The organism is Stenotrophomonas sp. YJH_SMC_135, from assembly GCF_059372355.1.
Window position 1 is genome coordinate 71435 of the sequence record NZ_JCAFVN010000005.1, and the last position, 21509, is coordinate 92943.

Consider the following 21509-nt stretch of genomic DNA (forward strand, 5'->3'; position numbering starts at 1 on the left):
TATTGCCTGATGATTTATTCATTCCTATATCATGAGCGGGTAGTAAATATTGTGCCAATCGGCGTGCGAGAAGGTGCATTGCCGAACATCTATGAGTCTGACTCGATGACATTAGTAGTTGGGCCAAATAACTCAGGAAAGACCGAGTTGCTGGCTCAGCTCTGCAGGGCGATCGCGTCACGAGACCAAACCGCGCTTGAAATTGATGGCGATATAGAAGATGTTGGAGTTGTTTATTTCAGTCCGGCGTCCTTCAGAAAAAGCAGGTTCCCCCAGAGACATCCTAGAGTAAAAGTTATTTCTCAAAAGGGGGTTGACGTTTCGACCGACGGCCACGAGATCGTAAGAAGGTTGCGTGATGATTTCGGCTTCACCGGTCGGCTTGTGGTAAAGCTCAAGCACTCTCCGGTAGATGCGGTTAGAGCACTATTAGCTCGCGCGATGGAAATACCGTCTCGCATTCCACGTTTTAGCGAGCTGGATAAGCTGGTCGAAAATTACCAGAAAGCCTCAATGAACTGGAGGTCAGAGGAGATCGAGAGTTCGCCCACCAGCCGAGAGAGGCAGGAGGCAATGAATTTCGCCCAACGTGAGCTGAGGCTCGGAATCCAGTATCTGGTTGAAGAGAGGCTGGGGCACAATGCAAATGTTTATCTGATAGCCCTTGCCGTTCTTCTTGCCAAAGGAAGGCGAAGTAAGCAACTTGCACAGGAGTTCTTCGAGTGTCTTAATGGTAGGCCGTGGAGCGACGGTTTCATGGACACTGTTTCTACGGTTGAGGGTGTCTCCGCTGTGTACACTCTCGAGGAGCTTATCGTCGGCGTTGATGTCGCTTGGCACCAGCAAGCAGATTTCCTGGATGAAGGGAGCATACTTTCCGTCGAGCTTGATGGCCTAAGTTCTGGCGCAGAAGCACTGGTGGCGCAGTTTGTTCGTATATCCAGTGCAGTGCGGGAGCTCTCAAATTACGGGTCGTCAAAAATCATTTTGTTGATTGACGAGGGCGATGCATTCCTGCATATCGCGTGGCAGCAGCTCTACATAAAAGTCCTTGATGATTTCGCAAAATCAATCTGTCCGAATTTTGCGACCATCCAGGTTGTGGTTGCAACTCACTCGCCTGTTCTAATGTCTGACTTTCCTAGGGACTTTATATTAAGAGTATCTCCAGATTCTGGTGGTGTTGCTGAGGGGGAATTGGTCAGCTTCGCCGCGCCTCTTGAGAACATTGTGGCTTCAACCGCTGGTGCTGGATCTATTGGGAAGAAGGCAACTCAAATCATCCGAAGAGAGTTGGAGAGGGGGAGGGCGGCGGATATGAGAATAATAGATTGGATTGATGATCCGTTGTTGCGAAAGTATTTGATGGAGCAAATAGAACATGCTGGTTAAGGTGAACGACATGTGGCCACGCTCTGTGGAGATTGCCCATTCGCTTTACACTGAAGGATTGATTGAGCTCGAGGAAAAAAGGGCGCGGCCTTGGGGTGGGGCTGTTCTTGGAAAGTTTGTAAATGAAAACAAGCGAGCCATAACAACGGGTGGTGTTGAGGAGATATTAACTGCTATCGCTAGTTTTGACGATCTTTGTGGGCGCCACGGTGAAGATTGGAGGGCGAGGAGTCTTAAAAAGCTACAGGCGATTTTTGATTATGGGAAGTTTGTTCGGGCGTCGGGGGGGGCATGGGGGGCATACGAACTTTGCTCAAGGGCGAAATACGGGGTTTGCCCGTACTGTCAGCAGTCACTTTCGCTAACAGTGGTTCGCGATAACAATCTCAAGTGCTTCCGTCCAACGTTAGATCACTATTTTTCGAAGTCGGATTACCCATTCCTTGCTCTTTCTCTAAATAATTTGGTCCCTAGTTGCTATGCCTGTAATAGCTCGCTTAAGGGGTCGGCTAATTTTTATAGGAATAGGCATAAGCACCCGTATCATGATGAAGAGTGGTTAACTTTCTCTATGGATATGGATGCTTATTTTCGCGGGCGATCAGAGGGTTCAGGTGTTTGGAAAATTAGTATTTCATACGACGGCAGGGATAAGTGCCAGGTCAACACCATGAAAACTTTTGCGATTAAGGAGCGTTATGCAAAGCTTGAGTGGATGTTTGAGAGATTTGCTGAGCGAGCCTGTGATTATTATTTGAACGGTGGCGGTCGGTATCGTGAGCTGTTCAATAATACTGACTATGACGCTGTTGCTGTTGTTCGCCTTGATTTTGATGAGGCGAACTATAAAGGGGAACTTCTCGGTAAGATGAAGAGGGATGTCTGTATGAAAATCAGGGCTTCGATTGGGGTGTAAAAAGTGCTAACTTAGTTTGTTTAAATTCATTGCTTTATTTCCATTAATTTTCATCGAGAAGCGCGCCGCCGAACTGGGCGTGGCGAGCCACCTCACCAAAATTTGAAGTTCTTGTGTCTTGGGGTGCTGTGCTTGGGTTTTCCTTTCGGTTCTTTTTTGATTTCTTGTTGTTGTCGGATTGGTGGTCGTTAATTGATATTGTTGGAATTACTTTTGTGGACGCAGCTTGCATGCTAAATTTCTAATTTTTATGATTTTAGGTTTAATGGATGTCCGGTGGTAGCGATTTTCTTTAAAGGATGCATGGTTCACGCAACTCAAGTAAGTGAAGTGCAAAGTGGTCGAATGAGGGGCAAAGAGATCAAGGGCTGCGCTGGTCCTTGAGATCATCTGGGGCAATACCACCGTGGCCGCTGTTAGCCGCCAGTTCGGCCTGCCCCGAAGGAGAGTGAAAGCGGGGGCAAGGAGGGTCAGCGCAGCATGGAGAGCGCCCTGCAGGCCATGCCTGAGGAACTAGGCGCCATATTCGACAGCAGCGTCCCCCAGTGTATGGTCGAAAGCGCGATTCACGACTATGCCTTCGGCAAACTAGTGTTTGTCTCGTTTCAGAATTTTATCTTCCAGTTTCAAGCAGAATCAGTCCAGTGAGCCGAATGGGGGCCATGGAGTTTCGTCCTGCATACGCTGATATGCCGGCCCCTTTTCGACGGGGTAGCGTCAGAGCACCTCGCATGTGACACCTTTGGCGGAGCCATAGGTGCGGACAAGGTCGCCATCGGGACTACGGGTATGCCTTCTTCGCGCGGCTGCGATTGGAGCGGTAAGAAGCGCTGAGGGAGATTCATAAGGGACGTTTGGTGCTCAGGACCGCCGGCGGCCGTATCTACTCCCGCACCTGCAACCGCTCAATAGCCTGCGCAGTCAACGCCACACAAGCCATCTTCAGCCCTTCCATCACCCGATCCCCCAGGTACTCCTCGGACGCGCCGTTCTGCCGCGTGCGCTCCGCAGCCAGCATCAGCTCCGCCACCACGCGCAGCCCCGCCAGCGCGCAATCCGCGTCCGCCAGCTGAAGGCAACGCCCAGGCAGTTGATGCCGCTCTGGCCAAGGCTGGCCGTCTGCGGCCGCACCGGTGCCGATGCGATGCAGCGTGGCGACGAAGGCGTTGGGATCGACGGACGGTTCGCGCTCAGGCTCGGCGTTGTCCGGATCGTATTGCGCGTGCAGTGAACGGAAGTCCGATGTGTTCATGGCAATGCTCCGTACAGGACAGATAGCAACGCCACCCATAGAGGCGGCGGACGGTGCGTGGTTCGAAAGCCGGACAGTAACCAAGCCGGTGGGTCCGAAGACCCCCACGCACCGCCCGCCATGGAACGCGAACGGATTGCCAGCCGGCGCCACACAAAAGGTGACGCCGGCTGACAAGCGCAAAACACAAGGCTACTGAGCGGGCTTTCGAACCCCGCGCCACCCTTTTCCGGTGGCACGCCAAGGTGTACTCGCATGGTTGCGAGATGCCAAGGAACCGTAGGCCGCAGAGACCGCAAATGCTGACGCTTACGGCATTGTTGCATGGCGAGCGCGTGGCAGAACCCTTGCGGTGCAGTGGTTTCGGCCGGTGTTAAGTTACCGCCCGGATGCGCTTCAAAAAGTACGGTTTGCAGCCGTGTAGGATCCCAAAAGCGACACCTAGCCCGCTGGGCTGATACGCGCAGCGTGCCGATTGCGACACGGCTTAACTTTGCAGCGCCACGCCCGGCCGTGGCCACAGCGCATCGTCGCGCTCCAGGTCGTAGTCGCTGCCGAACGCCAGCGCCGCGTCGCGTGGCGGAAGGTCTGCGTAGCAGCCCAGCAGGTACTCATCCATGCCTGCGTCGCCATGATCGATGGCGAACAAGTAGAGAAGTTCCCTGTCGAAGGCTTCCAGCCATACGGGGTCGATCTTGGTCATGGTCATCCTCCCGAAGCAGGGGAGGATGACCTGGGGAGGTCCCAGGGGCTGCGACCTCTGGCCCGGAGGAAGGCCGCCTCGACCTGGGCGATCAGCCCATGCGCATGGCGTGGCTCTGCTGTTCCTGCGTACGTGCATCCAGCGCCTGCTGCGCATTCTGGCGGGCGAGCTCGCGCTGATCGCCCACCACAGCCAGTTGCTGCAGCGACTCAGCCACCGGCGTTTGTGCAGCCACGGCAGTGGGCATCCCTGCACGCAGGTGGGCGGGGTCAGATAGGTCGCCTTGTACAACAAAGATGGTGTGACCCGCCGGCTGATTGGCCGTGGCGTTGCTCAGCACCACATGGTCCACCTGTTCCAGACCCTGCTCGCGTGCCTTCACTGTCAGGCTGGCGGCGAGGTTCTCACTGGTCGCGTCGAAGGGGCGGCCGTGCTTCTCGTCCAGTGCAGCGACGCCCTGGCGAATCTGCTGATGGAGCGCGTAGTCCGGGCTGCCCGGCTCTATCGCTGCGATTCGGCGACCTTCCGTAAAGAGAGGCTCGGGTTCCTGCGTAGACACCACGCGTGGGCTCTTGGCGATCTCTCTGTAGGGATCTTCAGGATGAAACTGCTTCGCCTTGGCCTCGCGTTCCAAGCGAACTTCGCGGGTCTCGTTCAACGCGGAAATCTCGGCGGGATCGGTCTCTTTGGTTGTTCTATCGAGCGGGGGAACGCCCACTGTGCGGTTCCAGCTGCCGTCCCTGGGGTCGTAGCTGTGATAGTCGAACTTGGTACCAATCACGTTCGGATCGACGGCGTCGCGCTGCAGGAGCGCTGCGCCCTCGAACTTGCTCAGCTCAACGAAGTAGAAATGTCCAGCGGGCTGCGGCATATCCAGGTGCACGCTGACGGCCGTCTTGCCGGCACGGAATGCGCCGGCAGCGCTGTTGTCCAACATGTTCTGCCAGACCTTCTCGGCTGCCTGCTCACCGCGTTTGTGCTCCGTGGACACCAGCAGCAAGCGCGGCGTCCAGCAGTTCACATTGAGGTCGTTCTTTTCGAACGAAACATCGTGGGATTTGAGCGTGCTGGTGTAGGGCAGGTTGAGTGCCAGATCGGGCCTGCCGGCCTCCATCCAACTTCTGCGCTCCGCCAGGTCGTTCCTGATCAGATCCTGGCCGAAGGTTTCTTGCCTGCGTTCGGTGAACGCTACGTTCTTCTCGTTGCCGAACAGTATGGCCTGTTGCTCGGCAACGGCGGTTGCAAAGCTGTTGGCCACCCGGCCGGGGAGGCTGTCGTTGCGCACAACACCCAACGCCAGCAGTCCGTAGCCATCATTATCGGGAAGCTGCGCGAGATAGTTCCAATACAGCTCACGGTTTCCCTCCTTCGCGTAGGAGGACAGGACACGAATGTCCTTATCGGTAAGTCCGCTCATGATTCATCCTTGAGATGCGGTTTACGGCTGAACGCGATAGCGGCTCAGAAGATCACGAACGCTAGTTTCCAGGCGCTGCCAGTCGCTCAGCATGACGCGTGCATAGTTCATCTCGATGGCGATGCTGTCGCCAACTTCCACGATGGAATGGCGGCACATTGCGATCTGGCCTTCTCCTGCGCGTTGAAGTGTCTTGCCCTGAATCGTGAGCCCGTCAGGAATGCGATCTGCCGGGTCGCAGCTGATGAAGGTTGCCAGTTGGCCGTCCGCGGCGCGCGCCACATACCAGTCTGGTTCCATCCCCGGGTTGTGCACGTAAGGCCTGCCCAGCGCAGCCTCCGAATCCTTTGCATAGGCTGCCATCAACGATGGGTCGATCGCATACGGCGTCAAGCCCCAGCGTTCGGGTTGTGCAACGCGCAGCGCAAGGTTCTCTACCGGGTCCCTTCGCTCCAGTGATCCCGGCGCGCTGGTGGCTTCGCTACTGGAACGACGCGCCAGATAGTTCTGGATGGGAACGCGATCGATGTACCTAAGCTCGACCAGCACCTGCCGCCGGCTGTCCTGCGTGCTGCGCACCGGGCGATCACCGGGGGGCGCTGCATCGAAATCCGGCCAGAACACCGTGAGCATGACGCCCCCATCGGCCAGGGGGCCCGTCTGGTTGTAGTAGAGGTTGGCCGGGAACATGAAGCGGTGCGGGCCAAGCCGAGCTTCCACCGGCTGCGTCGTGTAGGTCTGTCCGCCCACCGTACGTGGGCTGGTTGCGGTTTCGGACATGGGGGTTCCGTTCGGGTCCTTTTCCGTGGATGGGGCCTTCGCGCAGGCGGTGGTGCTCAACACGGCCACCAGGGCGAAGGAGGCAAGCCGGCAAGCCGGTGCTCTGCTCATGGGCGATTCCCTTGCATGATCGAAACGACTATAGATCGGTGGAAAGGCAAGCTCCAGTCGTTGCCGGGACCTTGCTCGCGCCAAGGTCCATTACTGCATTCTGGCTCACATATTCAGCAAGTCGTGATCAACGCTTTCTATCCCTCCACCTGCTCCCCATCCCACCTATGCCATCATCCGTCCAGGACCGCAGTACCCAACAAGGCTGAGCAGGCATGGAGCAGGCAACACGCTACACGGTAACCCTTTATCTGGCCGCCCCCGGCACCCCGCTGAAGAGTGGGGGCATCTCGCCGCGCGGCCACATGTACCTGCAGGTCGCTGCGGGCGACGAGGCCCACAGCTACGGCTTCGCACCACCGCGCCAGGCACCGGGCGAAACCCGCACCGGCGTGCAGTACGCGCAGGTGCTCCACGACGATGCCGACGAACATCTGGACCCGTACTACAGCCGCACCCTGGAAATCACCGAGGAGCACTACGGCTGCCTGCGTGATTTCGCCGAGGAACCGGCCGAGTTCGAATTCGATGTGGATCGCCCGGCCACCATCAACCGCTGCAGCGATTTCGTCTGGGCCGCGCTGCATTACGCCGGGCTGCATCCGCTGCCGACGCCGCTGGATGGGGGCAGCAACCTGGGCGAGTTCGCGGTGCTGTTCAACCTGCCAGAGATCCAGTGCATCGCCGCGCCGTTCCCGGGCAGCGATCTGAATGCCGAAACCCACAACGCGATGCCCGAGCACGAGGCCGAGCACCATCGCCAGGGTGACCGTGCCAGCGATGAGCCGCCGCCGACGCCGATTGAAGTGGCCGGCACGCTGCTGGACCCCTCACATCCGGACCATCGCCTGTTCTCGCAGCTGATCCAGAAAGTGGCCGAACTGGACGCCGCGCACGGCCGCCCGTTCGATGCGGCCAGCCAGCGCATCAGCGCCAGCCTGCTGGTGCTGGCCAAGCAGAACAATCTCTCGCGCGTGGACCACGTGCTGCTCAGCCAGCCGACCAGGAACAGCCACGCCGCCGAGAGCATCTTCATCGTGCAGGGCGACCGCAACGACCCAGGGCACCGCCGCGCCAGCATCGCCACCGAGGTGGCGGCCAAGACCGATGTGGCCGATTCGCTGCGGTTGAAGAAGCAGTAGGGGCGGGTTCTCCAAGGCCAGCGGAAGTTGGTCCAGCTCCGTCAAAGTGGTGTCGCGCCAGGAGTAGGGGCCCTTCTGTCAGGGTCTGTCGGCTTTGCCTCTTGCAAATCGAAGCTTTGGGATCGCCAATTGATTGAGCCAATGGTCATGCCACCACTAGAATTCCCCCGTCTATGGGACGGGGTGGGTCATGGCTGCACAGCAGGAAGTGTTCAATTCGGATGGGTTGGTCATTGGCAAGACCTACAGCCGCAAGGAGATGGCTCATGCGGGTGGTGTAAAACCCCCTACTGAATCCCGTGATCCACGCTGGACGAATGGCGTAGTTTCCTTCAGTAACGCCACCTTGCTGCTTGTAACCCTGGAAAAGGGGGATGGCGGCTATGATGATTCCTTTGAGGGTGAGCAATTCCACTGGCAGAGCCAGTACCGCCAGAGCCAAACATCTAAGCGCATCGTTGCGTTGAAGAAGGGCGCCGTGAAGGCACTTCTATTCGTCCGCATCTATGCAAAACGGGGGCGGGACGCGCAGCCGTTCTACTACTGTGGTGAGGTCGTACTTCGGTCCATGGAGAGGAACAATCCCGTCGATTGCGTCTTCGATGTCAAGGAAGCTTTGCAAGGCAGAAGCGATGCGCTCGACGAGATTCTTCGTTGGCGCCCCATTCGTCCTGGGGACACGCTCGGAGCGGAGTTGTTTAGTGCGCAAGAGGCGGCAGAGCAGGAGGCGGAGGCTGCGGATGACACAGATCGTCGAAACAAGACGTTGCGGGCCATCTACGTACGCCGGGGGCAGCGAGCGTTCCGCCGAAAGCTACTGAAAAGCTACGACAAGACGTGTGCCGTAACGGGGTGCAAGATTGAGGCACTTCTGGAGGCGGCGCATATCAGCCCGTATCTTGGTGACCACACAAATTCCGTTAACAACGGATTGCTGCTCCGTGCGGACATTCATACGCTCTTTGACCTTGGACTACTTTGGATCGCGGAGGACTTCATCATTCAAGTCGCGAAATCCGCGCGGGGCGCTCCTTACGCCGACTTGCATGGCAAGCCTTTGAAACTGCCAAAGGCCGCAAACGATCGGCCTAGCCCGGAAAGGCTTCAACAGCATGCGAAGGTGGCTGCTGCGCGCAGAAAAAAGTACCGAGCCGCGCACTGAGCCTCGTTTGATGGGGTGGGGCGGTGAACTGAAGGGCGACGAAGGTCGAACGTCTGCCATGCCCGCGCCGGCGCACGCCACGCCCCCCCACCTGCTACCATTCCCCCGCAACCCCAGCCAGCCCACCCGCGCAGACAGATGCAGGTCGGGCCGTCGCAGTACGGCCCAGCGAGCCAGGACACCTTCCCGTGCCCATTCAAGGACGCTCGCATGTTCCGTAATCCTCTCTTCCGCTCGGCCGCCCTGGCCCTTGCTGTATCGCTCAGCCTCGGCGTGCCTTCGGCGTTCGCCGATAACGCGCCCGCCGCCAGCGCCACCACCGCCGTGCAGCGCCAGGCCGTGGCCAAGGGCCTGTACGAGCTGGCCTATAGCCCGAAACAGAACGCCGTGTTCGTGGCCTCCTCCGGCGGCTTCGGCGATGACGCCGGCCCGGCCCAGGTGCTGCGCCTGAACCCGGCCACGCTGGCCGTGGAAACCCGTATCCCGCTGGAGCGCAAGGCGTTCGGTGTGGTGCTGGATGACGCTCACAACCGCCTGTACGTAGGCAACACCGTGGATCTGTCGGTGACGGTGGTCGACACCGCGCAGAACAAGGCCGTCGGCACCATCCAGCTGATGGAGAAGAAGACCGGCAAAGATGGCAAGGCTGCCTACACCCACGACCTGCGCGAGCTGGTGGTCGACAGCGCGGCCAACCGCCTGTACGTGACCGGCCACAGCAGCCAGCCGGACGTGAGCAGCGTGCTGTTCGTGATCGATACCACCACGCTGAAGGTGATCAACACCATCGACGGCCTGGGCAATGCGAAAGCGCCGGGCCTGGCGCTGGATGCGGCCAACAAGCGCGTCTACACCAGCAACCTGCTGGCCGATCTGGTGGTGGTGGGTACCGATTCGAACAAGGTGGTGGCGCAGCACAGGATCGCCGCCGAGCAGCCGATGAACATCGCGCTGGATCCGGCCGGCAAGCGCCTGTTCGTGACCGACCAGGGCTCGGAATTCCTGCGTGGCTACCAGGCCAAGAGCAGCGGCCTGGTCAGCAAGCATCCGGGCCAGCGCGTGCTGGTGCTCGACCGCAGCACCGGTAAGGAACTGGCCAGCATCCCGACCGACGCCGGCCCGTTGGGTATCCTGCTGGACGCACCGCGCAAGCGCCTGTACGTCACCAACCGCGAAGCCGGTACGGTGACGGCCTACAACAGTGACAGCTACCAGAAGGTGGCGACCTACAAGGTGCCGACCCACCCGAACAGCCTGGCGCTGGATGCGAAGAACAACGTGCTGTTCGTGAGCATCAAGAACGGCGAGAAGGATGACAAGGGCGCTGACGAGAGCGTGGCGCGGATTCAGCTGTAACGAGCAAAAGTCGGCCGCGCTTGAGAGAGGCGCGGCCGATTCATTGGGTTCTACGCAATACGATATCGATAGGCGAGAGCTTGCAGGTTCGCATCTGAGATTTGCCACGGCTGCTGAATGTGCGCGGTTCCGCCGGCGCAAACGGGTATGCCGTCGTGCGACTGCAGTTGGATACCGTGGACGACGAACAGGCCGTTGTTCGGATGATGCTTTAGGTGGTGCTGCACTTCGTTCTTGGTGAGCACGATGTCCCCCAATCCGCCGGTGGTTCCCTTCACCTCGATGTAGTGAACCTGGCCTTCTTTTCTGATCTCTAGATCGTAAGAGGCGGTGGCACTCGTATCCTTGATTTCATATCCCGCGCTGCCGAAGTGCTCCTTGGCCAGTGCCATCGCCCGCAGCTCCACTGCACGGCGCTGAGGCTGAGTGAGCCCAAAGCCCTGTCCAGAATTCTTGCGACCCGAGGCGGCCTCTTCGATCGCCTCGACCACTGCAATAACATCCGGTGAAGTCTGGCCGCTACGCTTCTGTGCCGGCTCGCCTCGATAGATGCTCTTCAGTAGACGCGCCATCGTGAGCATGTCGGTGCGCAATTGGTCATCAGATGGAACGTGATCCTTGGCGTAGAAGTATGAAACTGCCGTCGTGCTTTCGTAAGCCTTGGCCAGGCGGTGTGCACCTAGTGCCATATTGGTGGTTAGGCGAGGGTCCTGCGCGATCTCTGGCGCAAGGATCTCGATCGCCCACTTGGTTAGGCGTTGTGTCTCATCATGCGATCGACCAACGAGCCGGCCGTCAACGTTCCTGGTAGAAGCGTGGGACAGCGCCAAATAGACTCCAGAACCGCCCTCTGTGAACAACCAAACTACGTACCAGCCAACAGTTGCGGAAGGTGAGTGTGTTTGGGATGAGAAGCGCGCCCAGGGAACTCTGGATTTTCGGGTAACCCCGTCTTTCCCCTCTACCAGGAGGTCGCTTTGACCAATGCCTACCGCGTTGCTGAGGCGCTCGCTGTCACTCCTGATAAGAGTGGGTAGCCGCTGCTTGATGATCTGTCCACGCGTCTGCATGGCAGCTGTCGGCAATGAACTGTATTGAGGCTGCAGTTCCATCACGTTCTGCAACTCGTCCCTGATACCCACGACGCCCCCTGCGCTCTTTTCGATAGGCGCAATTAATGCATGCAGGGGTATCGATCCGCAATGCGTATCAAGCTGGAGTCATTGGCGCCAAGGCTTGTCGTTTGTGGATGATTTGGCGCAGATATGGCCAGTAGCGCCCGTAGTTCGAGGTAAACGGGGCTACGGTCGGGATGGCTTGTGATTGGGCTGAGTCTCAAGTAGGGCGCTGCAGTTCAGCGGGCGCCCTGGTCACGTGTTGGCCGGCTCTGAGCAGCGCCGGCGTGGTTACCCCATCCGCGGAGTGGGATTCTGCATTTCCTGCGCCTGCGGCTCGACCTGCTGCTGCACACCCAGCCCCAACTTCTGCATCGACTGCTCCACCGGCGTCTGTATCGCCACAGCGGTCGGCATCATCGCGCGCAGGTGCGCCGGATTGGCCGGGTCGCCCTGCACCACGAAGACGTTGTGCCCGGCCGGGTGCTGGGCCGTGGCGTTGCTGACCAGCACGTGGTCGACCTGCTGCAGGCCCTGCTCGCGGGCGAGTACGGTCAGGCTGGCGGTCAGGCGCTCGCTGGTCTGGTCGAACGCACGGCCATGCTGGGCATCCAGAGCGGACACGCCCTGGCGGACCTGCTGATGGAGGCCATAGTCGGGGTGGTTGGGGGTGAGTTCTGCCATGGCGATCGAACGGTAGCGGTGGGTCGGGGTCAACCCCGCCAGTATAGATCCGGCCGGTGAAGGGCGCCGGAGAGGTCAGTCCGCCGGCCGGTGGTCATAGCTGATCACCCGTTCGGCCAGCCAGTGCCCGTCCACGCGGCGCCAGACCTGGATGAAACGGGCCTGGCCGACCCAGTGCTCCACGCCGTCCTTGCCGCGCTCGTGGAAGCGGTGGTCGCCGATTTCCAGCGCCCGCTCGTCGTGCAGCGGGAATACCTGCAGCGAGGAGTCCACCAGCTCGCGCCGCAGGCGCCAGCCGCCCTTGCGCGCGTTGTCGCACAGGTTGGCTACGCTGCGGCGGAAATCCTCGCGGTTGCTGGCCGACTTGCCGTCCTTGTCATGGAAGAACTCCATGTCTTCGGTGGTCATCGCGGCGGCCTTGTCGGCGTCGCAGGCCTCGAAGGCCATGGCGAATAGTTGGGTATCGGCCTGGCGGATCTGCTCGCGCAGGTCATCAGGCGGCGCTGGCGCGGCAACCAGGCCGGCGGCCAGCAGGGGCAGGGTGAGCAGCAGCATAGCAAGACTCCCGGGGATGGTCTGCGCAGGCTGCCATGCCGATGACCGCGGCGGTACGGCCCTGCGACGAAACCATCTGGGCGCGGTGCGAAGGCCGGCCAGGCCGGTGCGGCTTCGCGTGGCGGCATGTGCAGGCGATGTCATGAGGGGGCGCGATTCCCTCACGGCTGCCACAGGGCGCGGCCGCTAGCCTGCACTCCTCCCCTTCCACAGGAGCGCCCATGCCTGCTTCCCGCATCCGCCTGCATGTTGAAGATACCGGTGGCGACGGCCGCCCGGTGATCCTGATCCACGGCTGGCCGTTGTCCGCCGATGCCTGGAAGACCCAGGTGGCGATCCTGCGCGACGCCCAGTATCGGGTCATCAGTTACGACCGGCGCGGCTTTGGCCGCTCTGACAAGCCGGCCGACGGCTATGACTACGACACGCTGGCGGCGGACCTGGCGGGGGTGATCGAGGAACAGGACCTGCGCGATGTCACCCTGGTCGGTTTCTCGATGGGCGGTGGCGAGGTGGCGCGCTACGTGGCCAACCACGGCCAGGATCGCCTGCACAGTGTGGTGTTCGCTGCGGCGGTGCCGCCGTTCCTGCTGCGCAGTGACGACAACCCGGAGGGGCCGCTGACCCAGGACAAGGCCGATGAAATGCGCAGCGGATTGGAGAAGGACCGCGAGGCGTTCTTCGACGGCTTCACCCGCGACTTCTTCAGCGCCAATGGCCAGTTGATGGTGACCGAAGAAACGCGCCAGGCGGCGATCGCGCTGTGCCATCAATCCGACCAGACGGCGGCACTGGGCTGCATGCACGCGTTTGCCACTACTGATTTTCGGGATGACCTGAAAAAGATCACGGTGCCGACCTTGATCCTGCACGGTGACAGCGATGCCATCGTGCCGTTCGAGGGCTCCGGCCAGCGTACCCACAAGGCCATCAAAGGCAGCGAAGTGGTGATCCTGGAAGGCGCGCCACATGGCTGCAACACCAGCCACGCCGACCGCTTCAATCTGGCCCTGCTGAACTTCCTGAAGCGCTAAGCTGCGGCCATGCGTCAGACCAGAACACCCCCGTGGAAGAAGCCCAACCCCAAGGGCCAGACATCGCAACCGCTATCGGATGCGCAGAAGGCGGCGGCACGGCAACGTGCCGAGGAGAACGGGCGGCGCTATCCCAACCTGGTCGACAACATGTGGGCGGCGAAGCTGCCGCGTGGGTCGTGATTCAAAGGCTGGCTGTGGGCCTGGTGTAGCGCCGAGCCGATGCTCGGCTGGCGCGCGGGGCGCGGGCCAGCCGGAGAAGGGGCAAAGGGCAGCGGAGCATGGGCTCGGCGCTAAGGGCCGGGCAGTGGCTGCCAGCCCGACTCCCTCCATGGCGCAACCTCGCGTTGCTGTACGTCAATGGCCTCGATTGGCAACCCGGCCAGCCGTGCCAGTTCCGCACGCAGCATTTCGGTGTCCAACGGCAGCGCGACGGCCACCTGCAGGCGGTCGCCCTGCTGCCGGACCTGCACGGGCACGACCGCATGGGCTTCATGCTCACCGCCGGTGCGGCCGATCGGGTAGCGCATCGCCGTGGGCCGCCCCAGCTGTGCGAGCGCGGGTTGCCATGCCCGCAGCACGACGGGCTGTGCGGCCACGGGAACCTGCGCCTCGACGACGGTTCCCGCATAACCGGTGAGATTGTCCACCATCACCTGGAAGCGTGCGCCATCGGGGATGACCAGCACGGTGGCGATTAGCGCCATCAGCGAGAGGATGGCCGCAGCGATGTGCCAGCTGCGGGGTGCGGTGGCGGCGCGGGTTGCCGTACGCAGGCCCGGCTTGCGCCGCAGCTTGCGCGCGTAGATGCGTCGATCCTTCCTGCGGGGGCTGCTGCTGTGCTCCGGCAGGTTCAACGGGACGCGTGGCATCCGGGCGACGCGCGCATTGATCAGGCGCGAGAGCAGCCACCATGCGAGCACGAACGCCAGCAGTGGCAGCAGCGTTCGTACCACCAGATACAGCATCACCATCGGGAACATCCTGCTTGGCACACACGGATTCAATCAACCTCGTCATCGTAACGGCGCTGCGTGGTGCGTGTCGCATCCGCCAGCCGACACGTGCGAAGCGCTTGGTTAGGATGGCTCTTTGCTGTCATGGATGAACCGATGAGCGCCGCCACTTCCCGAATCCGCCGCATCTGTGGGCAGGGGCCGATCCTGTTGATGCTCCAGTGGGTCGCGCTGCTGTCTGTGGTGCTGGCTGCCGGCTTCTTCCATTACCGCGTGGAGCTGTTGCTGGAGCCGGTGACGGTGGCCTGTGGGGGCCCGGACGCGCAGGCGCGATTGCAGGTTGCCGAACAGGTGATGGCGCGTGCGGGCGCACTGGATGACTGGCAACCCCTGGGCTGGATTCCATGGGTAGGCCTGGTGCTGGCCTTGCTGGGGGCCATGGCGGTATGCGCAAGCCGTGCGCTGTGGCTGCGCGATCGGCTGCGCACGGCGAACGTGGCGCTTATGGTGCTGCACGGTGGCGCACTGGCTTTGGCCGGATGGGTACTGCACCTGTACGAGGATGCATGGAGTAATGTGGCGCGGCTGTCACCCACGGCGTGCCTGGTGGAGCTGGTGTCGGAGGGCGATGTACCGCTGGAGCAGGCGCAGCGCGTGGTGTTCCACATCCTGACGCGCGTGAACGCGCCACTGCTGCGTAATCCGGATGATCTGGCGCTGGTGTTGACGGTGCTGTTGTTGGCCGCGATGGCCGGCGGCGTTGCCCTGTGGCGTGCGATCGCGCGGGCCCGGGCCGGCTGAGCACGCTCGGCGGCGCGCGGCAATCGCGCTACAGTCGACGCCTCGCCACTCCAGGGAAGACCCGATGCGCTTGTTGCTGCGTGTGTTGCCGTTGTTGCTGTTGTCGCTGGCGGTGCATGCCGCCGAGGTGGACCGCCGTATCGCGGTGACCATCGATGATCTGCCGTGGGCACGGCTGGACCAGATCGTGCCGCCGGATCTGCAGGCGCGGCATGAGGGGTTGATGGCCCAGCTGCACCAGGCAGGCGTGCCGGTGGTCGGCTTCGTCAACGAGAACAAGCTTGAGGTGGAGGGACAGGTGCAGCCGGCGCGGGTGCAGATGCTGCGCGACTGGCGTGATGCGGGCTATGTGCTGGGCAACCACACCTACTCGCACATGGATCTGAATGCGAAGGGCCTGGCGGCGTTCCAGCAGGACTTCCTGCGCGGCGAGACGGTGCTGCGGCCGCTGCTGGCCGAGAAGGGGCAGGCGCCGCAGTGGATGCGCCACCCTTACCTGCGTGCCGGGCGCACCGCGGATGAGCGGGTGCAGATGGATGCGTTCTTCAAGCAGCATGGCTACCGCGTGGCACCGGTGACGGTGGACAACGGTGAGTGGGTGTGGGCGTTCGCCTATGCCAACGTGATGAACGAGCAGGCGGACTCGCCCGCGCGCGCGGCGACGCTGGCGCAGCTGCGCAAGGGCTACGTGCCGTACATGCTGAACAAGCTGGACTATTACGAGAAACAGTCGCAGGCGCTGCTGGGGTACGCGCTGCCGCAGGTGTGGCTGATGCACGCCAATGAGCTCAACGCGGCCACCTTCGCCGAACTGGTGGCGGCCACGAAGCGCCGCGGCTATCGCTTCATTTCGCTGGACGAGGCGATGCGTGACCCGGCCTATGCGCGGGGTGCCGAGGGCTACAACGGCCGCTATGGCCCTAGCTGGCTGCACCGCTGGGCGATGGCGGAGAGCAAGCCGAAGGATTTCTACGCCGGCGAGCCCGAGGTGCCGGCGTGGGTGATGAAGCTGGCCAAGGTCGATTCGGAGTAAGGCTCAGCGCTTGACGGCCAGCACGCCGTCCAGCGCCAGTTCGGCCTTGAAACCGGCCTTTTCCAGGCGCTTGGCCACTTCGCGCGGCACGTCGCGGCCGCTGGTCAGCTTGTTCGGCGCACCGGTGTAGTGGAACAGGCGGCCGCCCTTGCGGATCACGCGGGCGAGGTGGTCGTAGAACACCTGTGAGTACAGCTCGCCGGCGATGCCGAAGCGCGGGGGGTCGTGCAGGATTGCGTCGACACTGTTGCTGGCCACCTGTTCGATCTGCTGCGAGACGTCACCGTGGCTGAACTGCAGGCGGCCACCGGCGGCAGCCGAGTCCGGATCCGGCGACCACGGGTTGAGCGTGCGCAGCCACATCACATCGGTGTTCTTCTCGAACGAGCGGATCTGGCCGACACCGGCTTCCAGCGCACAGGCGGCGAAGTAGCCGAGGCCACCGCAGGTATCGAGGATGACCTTGCCGGCCGGGGCGACCAGCTCCACCTTGCGGCGTGCATCCTCGAACGGCGACAGCTTCGAGGTCGGCAGCATCTTGATGCCGTCGATCTCGAAGGTCGGTGCGCCCCATTCGGTCGGCACCAGCTTGATCAGCGAGCCGCTGTAGCGCGAGATCGGCGCGAAGTCCTCGCCATCCCAGTAGTACAGCGTGCGGTCCTTCAGCTTGCCCGGCCAGGGATAGGGCTGGCCCCGGAAGTGGAAGCCGTCCGCATCGAGCGCCACGCTGTCCTGGCTGCGCCCGAGGTCGAGCGAGCCCTGCCAGTCGGCGGCGCCCTTTTCATGGGCACGGCGCAGGGTATCGGCGCTGTCGCGGGTCAGCAGGGGGCCGGTGTAATGGGGCACGGCGGGTACCGGGGCGGTTCGGGGGAGGGCATGGTACCGCAGCTGTTGTAGAGCCGAGCCCGCCCTAGGCTCCACCATGCCTGCATCCACGCATGGCGTGGATCTACTGCAAACGTAGCCGAGCGTGGGCTCGGCTCTACAGTTCAATCGCACTTCACCGCATACACCGGCCCAGCCCCGATCAGCATCAGCGCCATGTAGTCGCTGTCGCTGGCCTTGCCCTTCAGCGTCGCGCCCTTGTTGAAGTGGAAGATGCCGAAGCCGCCGGACATGCGGATCAGGGCACTGTCGATCTGGTCGGCGTCGTCGCGAAAGTAGCGGCTGATCTCGCTGGACGTGGCCTTGTGCAGGGCGTTCGGTTCGCGCTGCCACTGCTCGCCACGGCTGAAGGAAACGAAGTACTGGCCGCCTTCCTTGTCGATGCGGAAGTCGGCGGCCTTGCGCGCGCCGGTGGCGAAGCAGCCCTGCAATGGGTCGGCGGAGAAGGGAAGCCGCGCATCGTCGCCGCAGGCAGTGAGCAGCAGGAGGGCACCGGGCAGCAGCAGGCGGAGCGTGCGCATGGGATGTCCCTACAGGGCAGGTGCGGCTAGTGTAGGCAGCACGCGGGCGTGGCCCGTACAGAAATTCGGCAAGGACACAGGGGTTTTCGGATGGCGCAGGGAAAGGCACCGTGGTGCGGCGTGGCCAGTTGGCTGGGGATTGCTGTGGGGTGGGGCGCGGGCACCGTGGCGGCGCAGGCAGCGGTGGCGGCAGGCGGCAATGGCATGGCCGCTGGGCTGGGCGTGGGCGTGCTGGGCGCGGCCTTGGTGGGCGGCGGCCTGGCAGTGGCCGCGCGCGTGCGTGGTGAGCGCTGGCCGTGGATCGGCATCAGCGGTGCGGTGCTGAGCGCGCTGCCGCTGCTGATGTACCTGCTGCGGATGATGCTGAAGCTCTAGCGGTAGTGCCGGCCGCTGGCCGGCAACTGCAGGTGGCGTGCAGTGTTCATGGGGTTGCCGGCCAGCGGCCGGCACTACCTGGCGTGGATCACTCGCTGCGGTGGATCTCCACCGTTACATGCACCAGTTCTTCGTGGATGGCCAGCGCGTTGCGCACGGTATCGGCATCCAGCGTGGCGTCACTGGTGACCACGCTGGCGCTGACCGCGTACTTGCCGCGACCCACCTGCCAGACGTGCAGGTCGGCCAGGCGTGCCGGCCACGGGCCCTGTTCGATCACTTCGCGCACTTCGGCCACCACCGGCGCGTCCATCTGCGCGTCGAGCAGGATGCGGCCACTGTCGCGCAGCAGGCCGACCGCCCACACCGTGACCAGCACGGCGCCGACCAGGCCCATCACCGGGTCCAGCCAGGTCAGGCCGAGCAGCTTGCCGCCGAGCAGGGCGACGATGGCCAGCACCGAGGTGGCGGCGTCGGCCAGCACGTGCACGTAGGCCGAGCGCAGGTTGAGGTCGTGACCGTGCGCATGCCCGTGGTCGTGGTGTTCGTGGCCATGCCCGTGGTCATGGCCATGGTGATGATGCGCGTGGCCCGGGCTGTCGTGCAGCCACCAGGCACACAGCAGGTTCACGCCCAGCCCGACCGCCGCGATGGCGATGGCTTCGTTGTAGTGGATCGGTGCTGGTACCCACAGCCGCTCCAGCGACTGCACGGCCATCAGCGCGGCCACGCCGAGCAGGGCGATGGCGCTGGTATAGCCGGCCAGGATCTCGATCTTCCAGGTGCCGAAGGCGAAGCGCGGGTCGTGCGCGTAGCGGCGTGCGCAGCGGTACGCAAACACCGAGAGGCCCAGCGCCAGCGCATGCGAACTCATGTGCCAGCCGTCGGCGAGCACGGCCATGGAGTTGAACCACCAGCCGCCGACGATCTCCACGACCATCATGCTGACGGTGAGCCACAGGGCGCGGCGGGTATTGCGTTCGGCCAGCGGGTTGCCGTCGTCGAAGCGGTGTTCGTGGCGACGGGCGGAGGCGAGGGCGTCCAGGTGCATGGGGGCGAGAGGTGGAGTGGATACCCCCATAGGGTATATGATTCCGGCATGGCTCATGTACACAAGCATCGAAAGCAGTTGCTGACCCGGGTGCGCCGCATCGGCGGCCAGGTGGCGGCGTTGGAGCAGGCGCTGGACAGGCCGGAGGGTGAGGCCGGCGACTGTGCGGACGTGCTGGTGCAGGTTGCCGCCGTGCGCGGTGCCGCCCACAGCCTGCTGATGGAGCTGCTGCACGAGCACCTGCAGGAACACGTGGTGGGCGCCGAAGACCCGCAGCAGCGGGCGGCCGAGGCCGAGGTGCTGGTCGAGCTGCTGCGCCGCTACGGCAAATGACCAGGTAGTGCCGGCCGCTGGCCGGCGACTGCAGGTTGTCTTCCCCGTTCATGAGGTTGCCGGCCAGCGGCCGGCACTACCCGTGGCGGTGTCGCGCGTTCCAGATATGCGTGGCGGCCAGCAGCAGGCTGCCGGTGACCGTCATCGGTGTTTCCCAGTCGTGCGAGGGCAGCGCCAACGCGCCGGCCAGCAGCAGGCCGAGCCCAGCGCCGGCGGTGGCCCAGGCCAGCACGGGCAACGGATGGCGGCGCTCGGCCCGCCACAGCGCGTAGCCGGTCAACGGCAGGGCGATGGCCACGAACAGCAGATGCACCCATTCCGCTTCGGCCCACGTGCCGAACAGCGGCAGCGCGGCGGCAAGCAGGGGCAGCGCCAGGCAGTGCAGCAGGCACAGGCTGGACAGGGCGACCGCGCCGGCATCAAGCAGGGCCGCAGAAGGCGACTTCATCGGGGGAGGTCCCTTGCGTAGCAATTGTTATACAGTAACATTTCCGTTCCGCAGCCAACCCGCTCCGACATGAACACTGTTTCCCGCGCCGACCGTCGCCTTCCGGTCACCGTGCTGTCCGGCTTCCTCGGGGCCGGCAAGACCACCCTGCTCAACCAGATCCTGCGCAACCGCGAGGGCCTGCGTGTGGCGGTCATCGTCAACGACATGAGCGAGGTCAACATCGATGCGCAGCTGGTACGCGAGGGCGGCGCCGAACTGCGCCGCACCGAAGAGACGCTGGTGGAGTTCAGCAATGGCTGCATCTGCTGCACGCTGCGCGATGACCTGCTGCAGGAAGTGCGGCGCCTGGCCGATGCGGGGCGCTATGACTATCTGCTGATCGAGTCGACGGGCATCGGTGAGCCGATGCCGGTGGCGGCCACCTTCGCGGTACGCGACGAGCAGGGCTTCAGCCTGAGTGACATCGCGCGCCTGGACACGATGGTGACGGTGGTGGATGGCAGCGCGTTCCTCGCCGACTTCGGCTCGACGCTGCGCCTGGCCGAGCGTGGCCAGCAGGCTGGGCCGGATGACGATCGCGGCGTGGTCGACCTGCTGTGCGAACAGGTCGAGTTCGCCGACGTGATCGTGGTCAGCAAGGTCGATCAGACCGATGACGAAGTGCTGCAGGACACGCTGGCCGTGCTGCGTGGCCTGAACCGCGACGCGAAACTGCTGCTGTCCAGCTTCGGTGACGTGCCGCTGGCCGAGCTGCTGGACACCGGTCGCTTCGATTTCGAGCGTGCGCAACGTGCGCCGGGCTGGGTAAAGGAGCTGCGTGGCGAGCACACGCCGGAAACCGAGGAGTACGGCATCGCCAGTTTCGTCTACCGCTCGCGGCGACCGTTCCATCCCGCGCGTTTCGCCCGCGCGTTGCAGTCGGGCATGCCGGGCGTGATCCGCAGCAAGGGCTGGTTCTGGCTGGCCAACCGCATGGACTGGGTGGGCGAGCTGAACACCGTAGGTGCCGCGACGCGGACGCAGGCGGCGGGATTCTGGTACGCCGCACGCGATCGCGTGCGTGCTGGGCTGGAGGACACGCCGCCGTTGCTGCCGCCCACGCCGCTGCCGTACAGCGACCTGGGCTGGGCGCGGCAGCAGGCCGATTGCTGGAGCGCACCGTTGCCGGGGCCGGAAGACTTCCCGGATGCGGCCGCGCACTCGGCGATGCAACGCCTGTGGCACCCGTTGTGGGGGGATCGCCGCCAGGAGCTGGTGGTGATCGGCGTGCACATGGATGAGCGCGCAGTGCGCGCAGAGCTGGATGGCTGCCTGCTCAACGACCAGGAGCTGCGTGCGGGCCCGCTGCTGTGGCATCAGTTGCCGCAGGCGTTCCCGGTGTGGAAGCGGTGACGGTGCACTGAGGATCCGTGGGTTGCCGGCCAGCGGCCGGCACTACCCCCGGTCGATATGCCATGCGTGGATGGATGCATGGCGGAGTCGAG

General features: G+C 62.8%; 25 protein-coding genes. 12 read left to right on the forward strand and 13 right to left on the reverse strand.

Features of this window, described 5'->3' with window-relative positions; translation table 11 throughout:
• Positions 1-9: 9 nt before the first annotated feature.
• Positions 10-1392 (forward strand): AAA family ATPase, encoded by a 1383-nt coding sequence (locus AC5P98_RS16865; RefSeq protein WP_108242554.1) that lies wholly within the window; start codon positions 10-12, stop codon positions 1390-1392.
• Entirely contained in the window at positions 1382-2308 is a 927-nt protein-coding gene (locus AC5P98_RS16870; protein WP_141098904.1) for a hypothetical protein, read from the forward strand. The genes AC5P98_RS16865 and AC5P98_RS16870 overlap by 11 nt, the downstream gene beginning before the upstream one ends.
• 43 nt (positions 2309-2351) lie before the next feature.
• Here AC5P98_RS16870 and AC5P98_RS16875 read toward each other — a convergent pair whose 3' ends face one another.
• Complete coding sequence (locus tag AC5P98_RS16875; RefSeq protein ID WP_141098905.1) at positions 2352-2540, reverse strand: hypothetical protein; 189 nt, start codon at positions 2538-2540, stop codon at positions 2352-2354.
• A 248-nt stretch (positions 2541-2788) separates the two neighbouring features.
• Between AC5P98_RS16875 and AC5P98_RS16880 the strand changes: the two genes are divergently transcribed.
• Positions 2789-2956 carry a hypothetical protein gene (locus AC5P98_RS16880; RefSeq protein WP_154583311.1) on the forward strand — a complete coding sequence of 56 codons (168 nt, stop codon included), beginning with the start codon at positions 2789-2791 and terminating at the stop codon, positions 2954-2956.
• 235 nt (positions 2957-3191) lie between these two features.
• On the opposite strand, the gene AC5P98_RS16885 is transcribed toward AC5P98_RS16880, so the two are convergent.
• The 4 genes from AC5P98_RS16885 to AC5P98_RS16900 form a co-directional block, all read right to left on the reverse strand.
• A complete protein-coding gene (locus tag AC5P98_RS16885; protein WP_032961012.1) occupies positions 3192-3560 on the reverse strand; it encodes a hypothetical protein in 369 nt (122 codons plus the stop codon).
• Between the two features lie 487 nt (positions 3561-4047).
• Positions 4048-4263, reverse strand: a complete 216-nt coding sequence (locus AC5P98_RS16890) for a hypothetical protein (RefSeq protein ID WP_172412071.1) — start codon at positions 4261-4263, stop codon at positions 4048-4050.
• Between the two features lie 91 nt (positions 4264-4354).
• Complete coding sequence (locus AC5P98_RS16895; protein ID WP_032961016.1) at positions 4355-5680, reverse strand: XVIPCD domain-containing protein; 1326 nt, start codon at positions 5678-5680, stop codon at positions 4355-4357.
• Positions 5681-5701: 21 nt separating this feature from the next.
• A complete protein-coding gene (locus tag AC5P98_RS16900) occupies positions 5702-6571 on the reverse strand; it encodes a hypothetical protein (RefSeq protein WP_049406951.1) in 870 nt (289 codons plus the stop codon).
• 215 nt (positions 6572-6786) lie between these two features.
• On the opposite strand from AC5P98_RS16900, the gene AC5P98_RS16905 reads away from it, so the two are divergent.
• The 3 genes from AC5P98_RS16905 to AC5P98_RS16915 all read left to right on the forward strand — a co-directional run bounded on the left by AC5P98_RS16905 (position 6787) and on the right by AC5P98_RS16915 (position 10231).
• Positions 6787-7713 carry an XVIPCD domain-containing protein gene (locus tag AC5P98_RS16905; protein WP_032961020.1) on the forward strand — a complete coding sequence of 309 codons (927 nt, stop codon included), beginning with the start codon at positions 6787-6789 and terminating at the stop codon, positions 7711-7713.
• A 190-nt stretch (positions 7714-7903) separates the two neighbouring features.
• On the forward strand, positions 7904-8875 hold the full coding sequence (locus AC5P98_RS16910) for a DUF3427 domain-containing protein (RefSeq protein WP_080354535.1): 972 nt from the start codon (positions 7904-7906) through the stop codon (positions 8873-8875).
• A 210-nt stretch (positions 8876-9085) separates the two neighbouring features.
• Positions 9086-10231: a YncE family protein gene (locus tag AC5P98_RS16915; protein WP_032960173.1), complete on the forward strand. Its 1146-nt coding sequence runs from the start codon at positions 9086-9088 to the stop codon at positions 10229-10231.
• 50 nt (positions 10232-10281) lie between these two features.
• Here AC5P98_RS16915 and AC5P98_RS16920 read toward each other — a convergent pair whose 3' ends face one another.
• From AC5P98_RS16920 to AC5P98_RS16930, 3 genes are all read right to left on the reverse strand, one after another.
• Positions 10282-11343, reverse strand: coding sequence for an MrcB family domain-containing protein (locus tag AC5P98_RS16920; protein WP_141098906.1), 1062 nt, complete (start codon positions 11341-11343; stop codon positions 10282-10284).
• A gap of 294 nt (positions 11344-11637) precedes the next feature.
• Positions 11638-12030 (reverse strand): XVIPCD domain-containing protein, encoded by a 393-nt coding sequence (locus tag AC5P98_RS16925; RefSeq protein ID WP_049406956.1) that lies wholly within the window; start codon positions 12028-12030, stop codon positions 11638-11640.
• 75 nt (positions 12031-12105) lie between these two features.
• Positions 12106-12585 (reverse strand): nuclear transport factor 2 family protein, encoded by a 480-nt coding sequence (locus AC5P98_RS16930; RefSeq protein ID WP_049406946.1) that lies wholly within the window; start codon positions 12583-12585, stop codon positions 12106-12108.
• Between the two features lie 221 nt (positions 12586-12806).
• On the opposite strand from AC5P98_RS16930, the gene AC5P98_RS16935 reads away from it, so the two are divergent.
• A complete protein-coding gene (locus tag AC5P98_RS16935) occupies positions 12807-13619 on the forward strand; it encodes an alpha/beta fold hydrolase (RefSeq protein ID WP_049406943.1) in 813 nt (270 codons plus the stop codon).
• Between the two features lie 293 nt (positions 13620-13912).
• On the opposite strand, the gene AC5P98_RS16940 is transcribed toward AC5P98_RS16935, so the two are convergent.
• The gene (locus AC5P98_RS16940) at positions 13913-14593 is read right to left on the reverse strand and encodes a hypothetical protein (RefSeq protein ID WP_049406942.1); all 681 of its coding nucleotides are present in this window, start codon (positions 14591-14593) and stop codon (positions 13913-13915) included.
• A gap of 138 nt (positions 14594-14731) precedes the next feature.
• Between AC5P98_RS16940 and AC5P98_RS16945 the strand changes: the two genes are divergently transcribed.
• Entirely contained in the window at positions 14732-15376 is a 645-nt protein-coding gene (locus AC5P98_RS16945; protein ID WP_014645753.1) for a hypothetical protein, read from the forward strand.
• A gap of 64 nt (positions 15377-15440) precedes the next feature.
• Complete coding sequence (locus AC5P98_RS16950; RefSeq protein WP_049406939.1) at positions 15441-16409, forward strand: polysaccharide deacetylase family protein; 969 nt, start codon at positions 15441-15443, stop codon at positions 16407-16409.
• Positions 16410-16412: 3 nt separating this feature from the next.
• Here AC5P98_RS16950 and AC5P98_RS16955 read toward each other — a convergent pair whose 3' ends face one another.
• A complete protein-coding gene (locus AC5P98_RS16955) occupies positions 16413-17333 on the reverse strand; it encodes a class I SAM-dependent methyltransferase (RefSeq protein ID WP_306813912.1) in 921 nt (306 codons plus the stop codon).
• Between the two features lie 65 nt (positions 17334-17398).
• Positions 17399-17815: a hypothetical protein gene (locus AC5P98_RS16960; RefSeq protein ID WP_049406933.1), complete on the reverse strand. Its 417-nt coding sequence runs from the start codon at positions 17813-17815 to the stop codon at positions 17399-17401.
• Between the two features lie 90 nt (positions 17816-17905).
• On the opposite strand from AC5P98_RS16960, the gene AC5P98_RS16965 reads away from it, so the two are divergent.
• A complete protein-coding gene (locus tag AC5P98_RS16965; protein ID WP_032961769.1) occupies positions 17906-18190 on the forward strand; it encodes a hypothetical protein in 285 nt (94 codons plus the stop codon).
• A gap of 88 nt (positions 18191-18278) precedes the next feature.
• Here the strand turns inward: AC5P98_RS16965 and dmeF are convergent, their stop codons facing one another.
• A complete protein-coding gene (gene dmeF / locus AC5P98_RS16970) occupies positions 18279-19241 on the reverse strand; it encodes a CDF family Co(II)/Ni(II) efflux transporter DmeF (RefSeq protein WP_049418877.1) in 963 nt (320 codons plus the stop codon).
• 48 nt (positions 19242-19289) lie between these two features.
• Here dmeF and AC5P98_RS16975 point away from each other — a divergent pair, with 48 nt between their 5' ends.
• On the forward strand, positions 19290-19574 hold the full coding sequence (locus AC5P98_RS16975) for a metal-sensing transcriptional repressor (RefSeq protein ID WP_021204443.1): 285 nt from the start codon (positions 19290-19292) through the stop codon (positions 19572-19574).
• Between the two features lie 76 nt (positions 19575-19650).
• Here the strand turns inward: AC5P98_RS16975 and AC5P98_RS16980 are convergent, their stop codons facing one another.
• On the reverse strand, positions 19651-20022 hold the full coding sequence (locus tag AC5P98_RS16980) for a MerC domain-containing protein (protein ID WP_014645760.1): 372 nt from the start codon (positions 20020-20022) through the stop codon (positions 19651-19653).
• A gap of 69 nt (positions 20023-20091) precedes the next feature.
• Here AC5P98_RS16980 and AC5P98_RS16985 point away from each other — a divergent pair, with 69 nt between their 5' ends.
• Complete coding sequence (locus AC5P98_RS16985; protein WP_049406924.1) at positions 20092-21417, forward strand: GTP-binding protein; 1326 nt, start codon at positions 20092-20094, stop codon at positions 21415-21417.
• Positions 21418-21509: the final 92 nt, after the last annotated feature.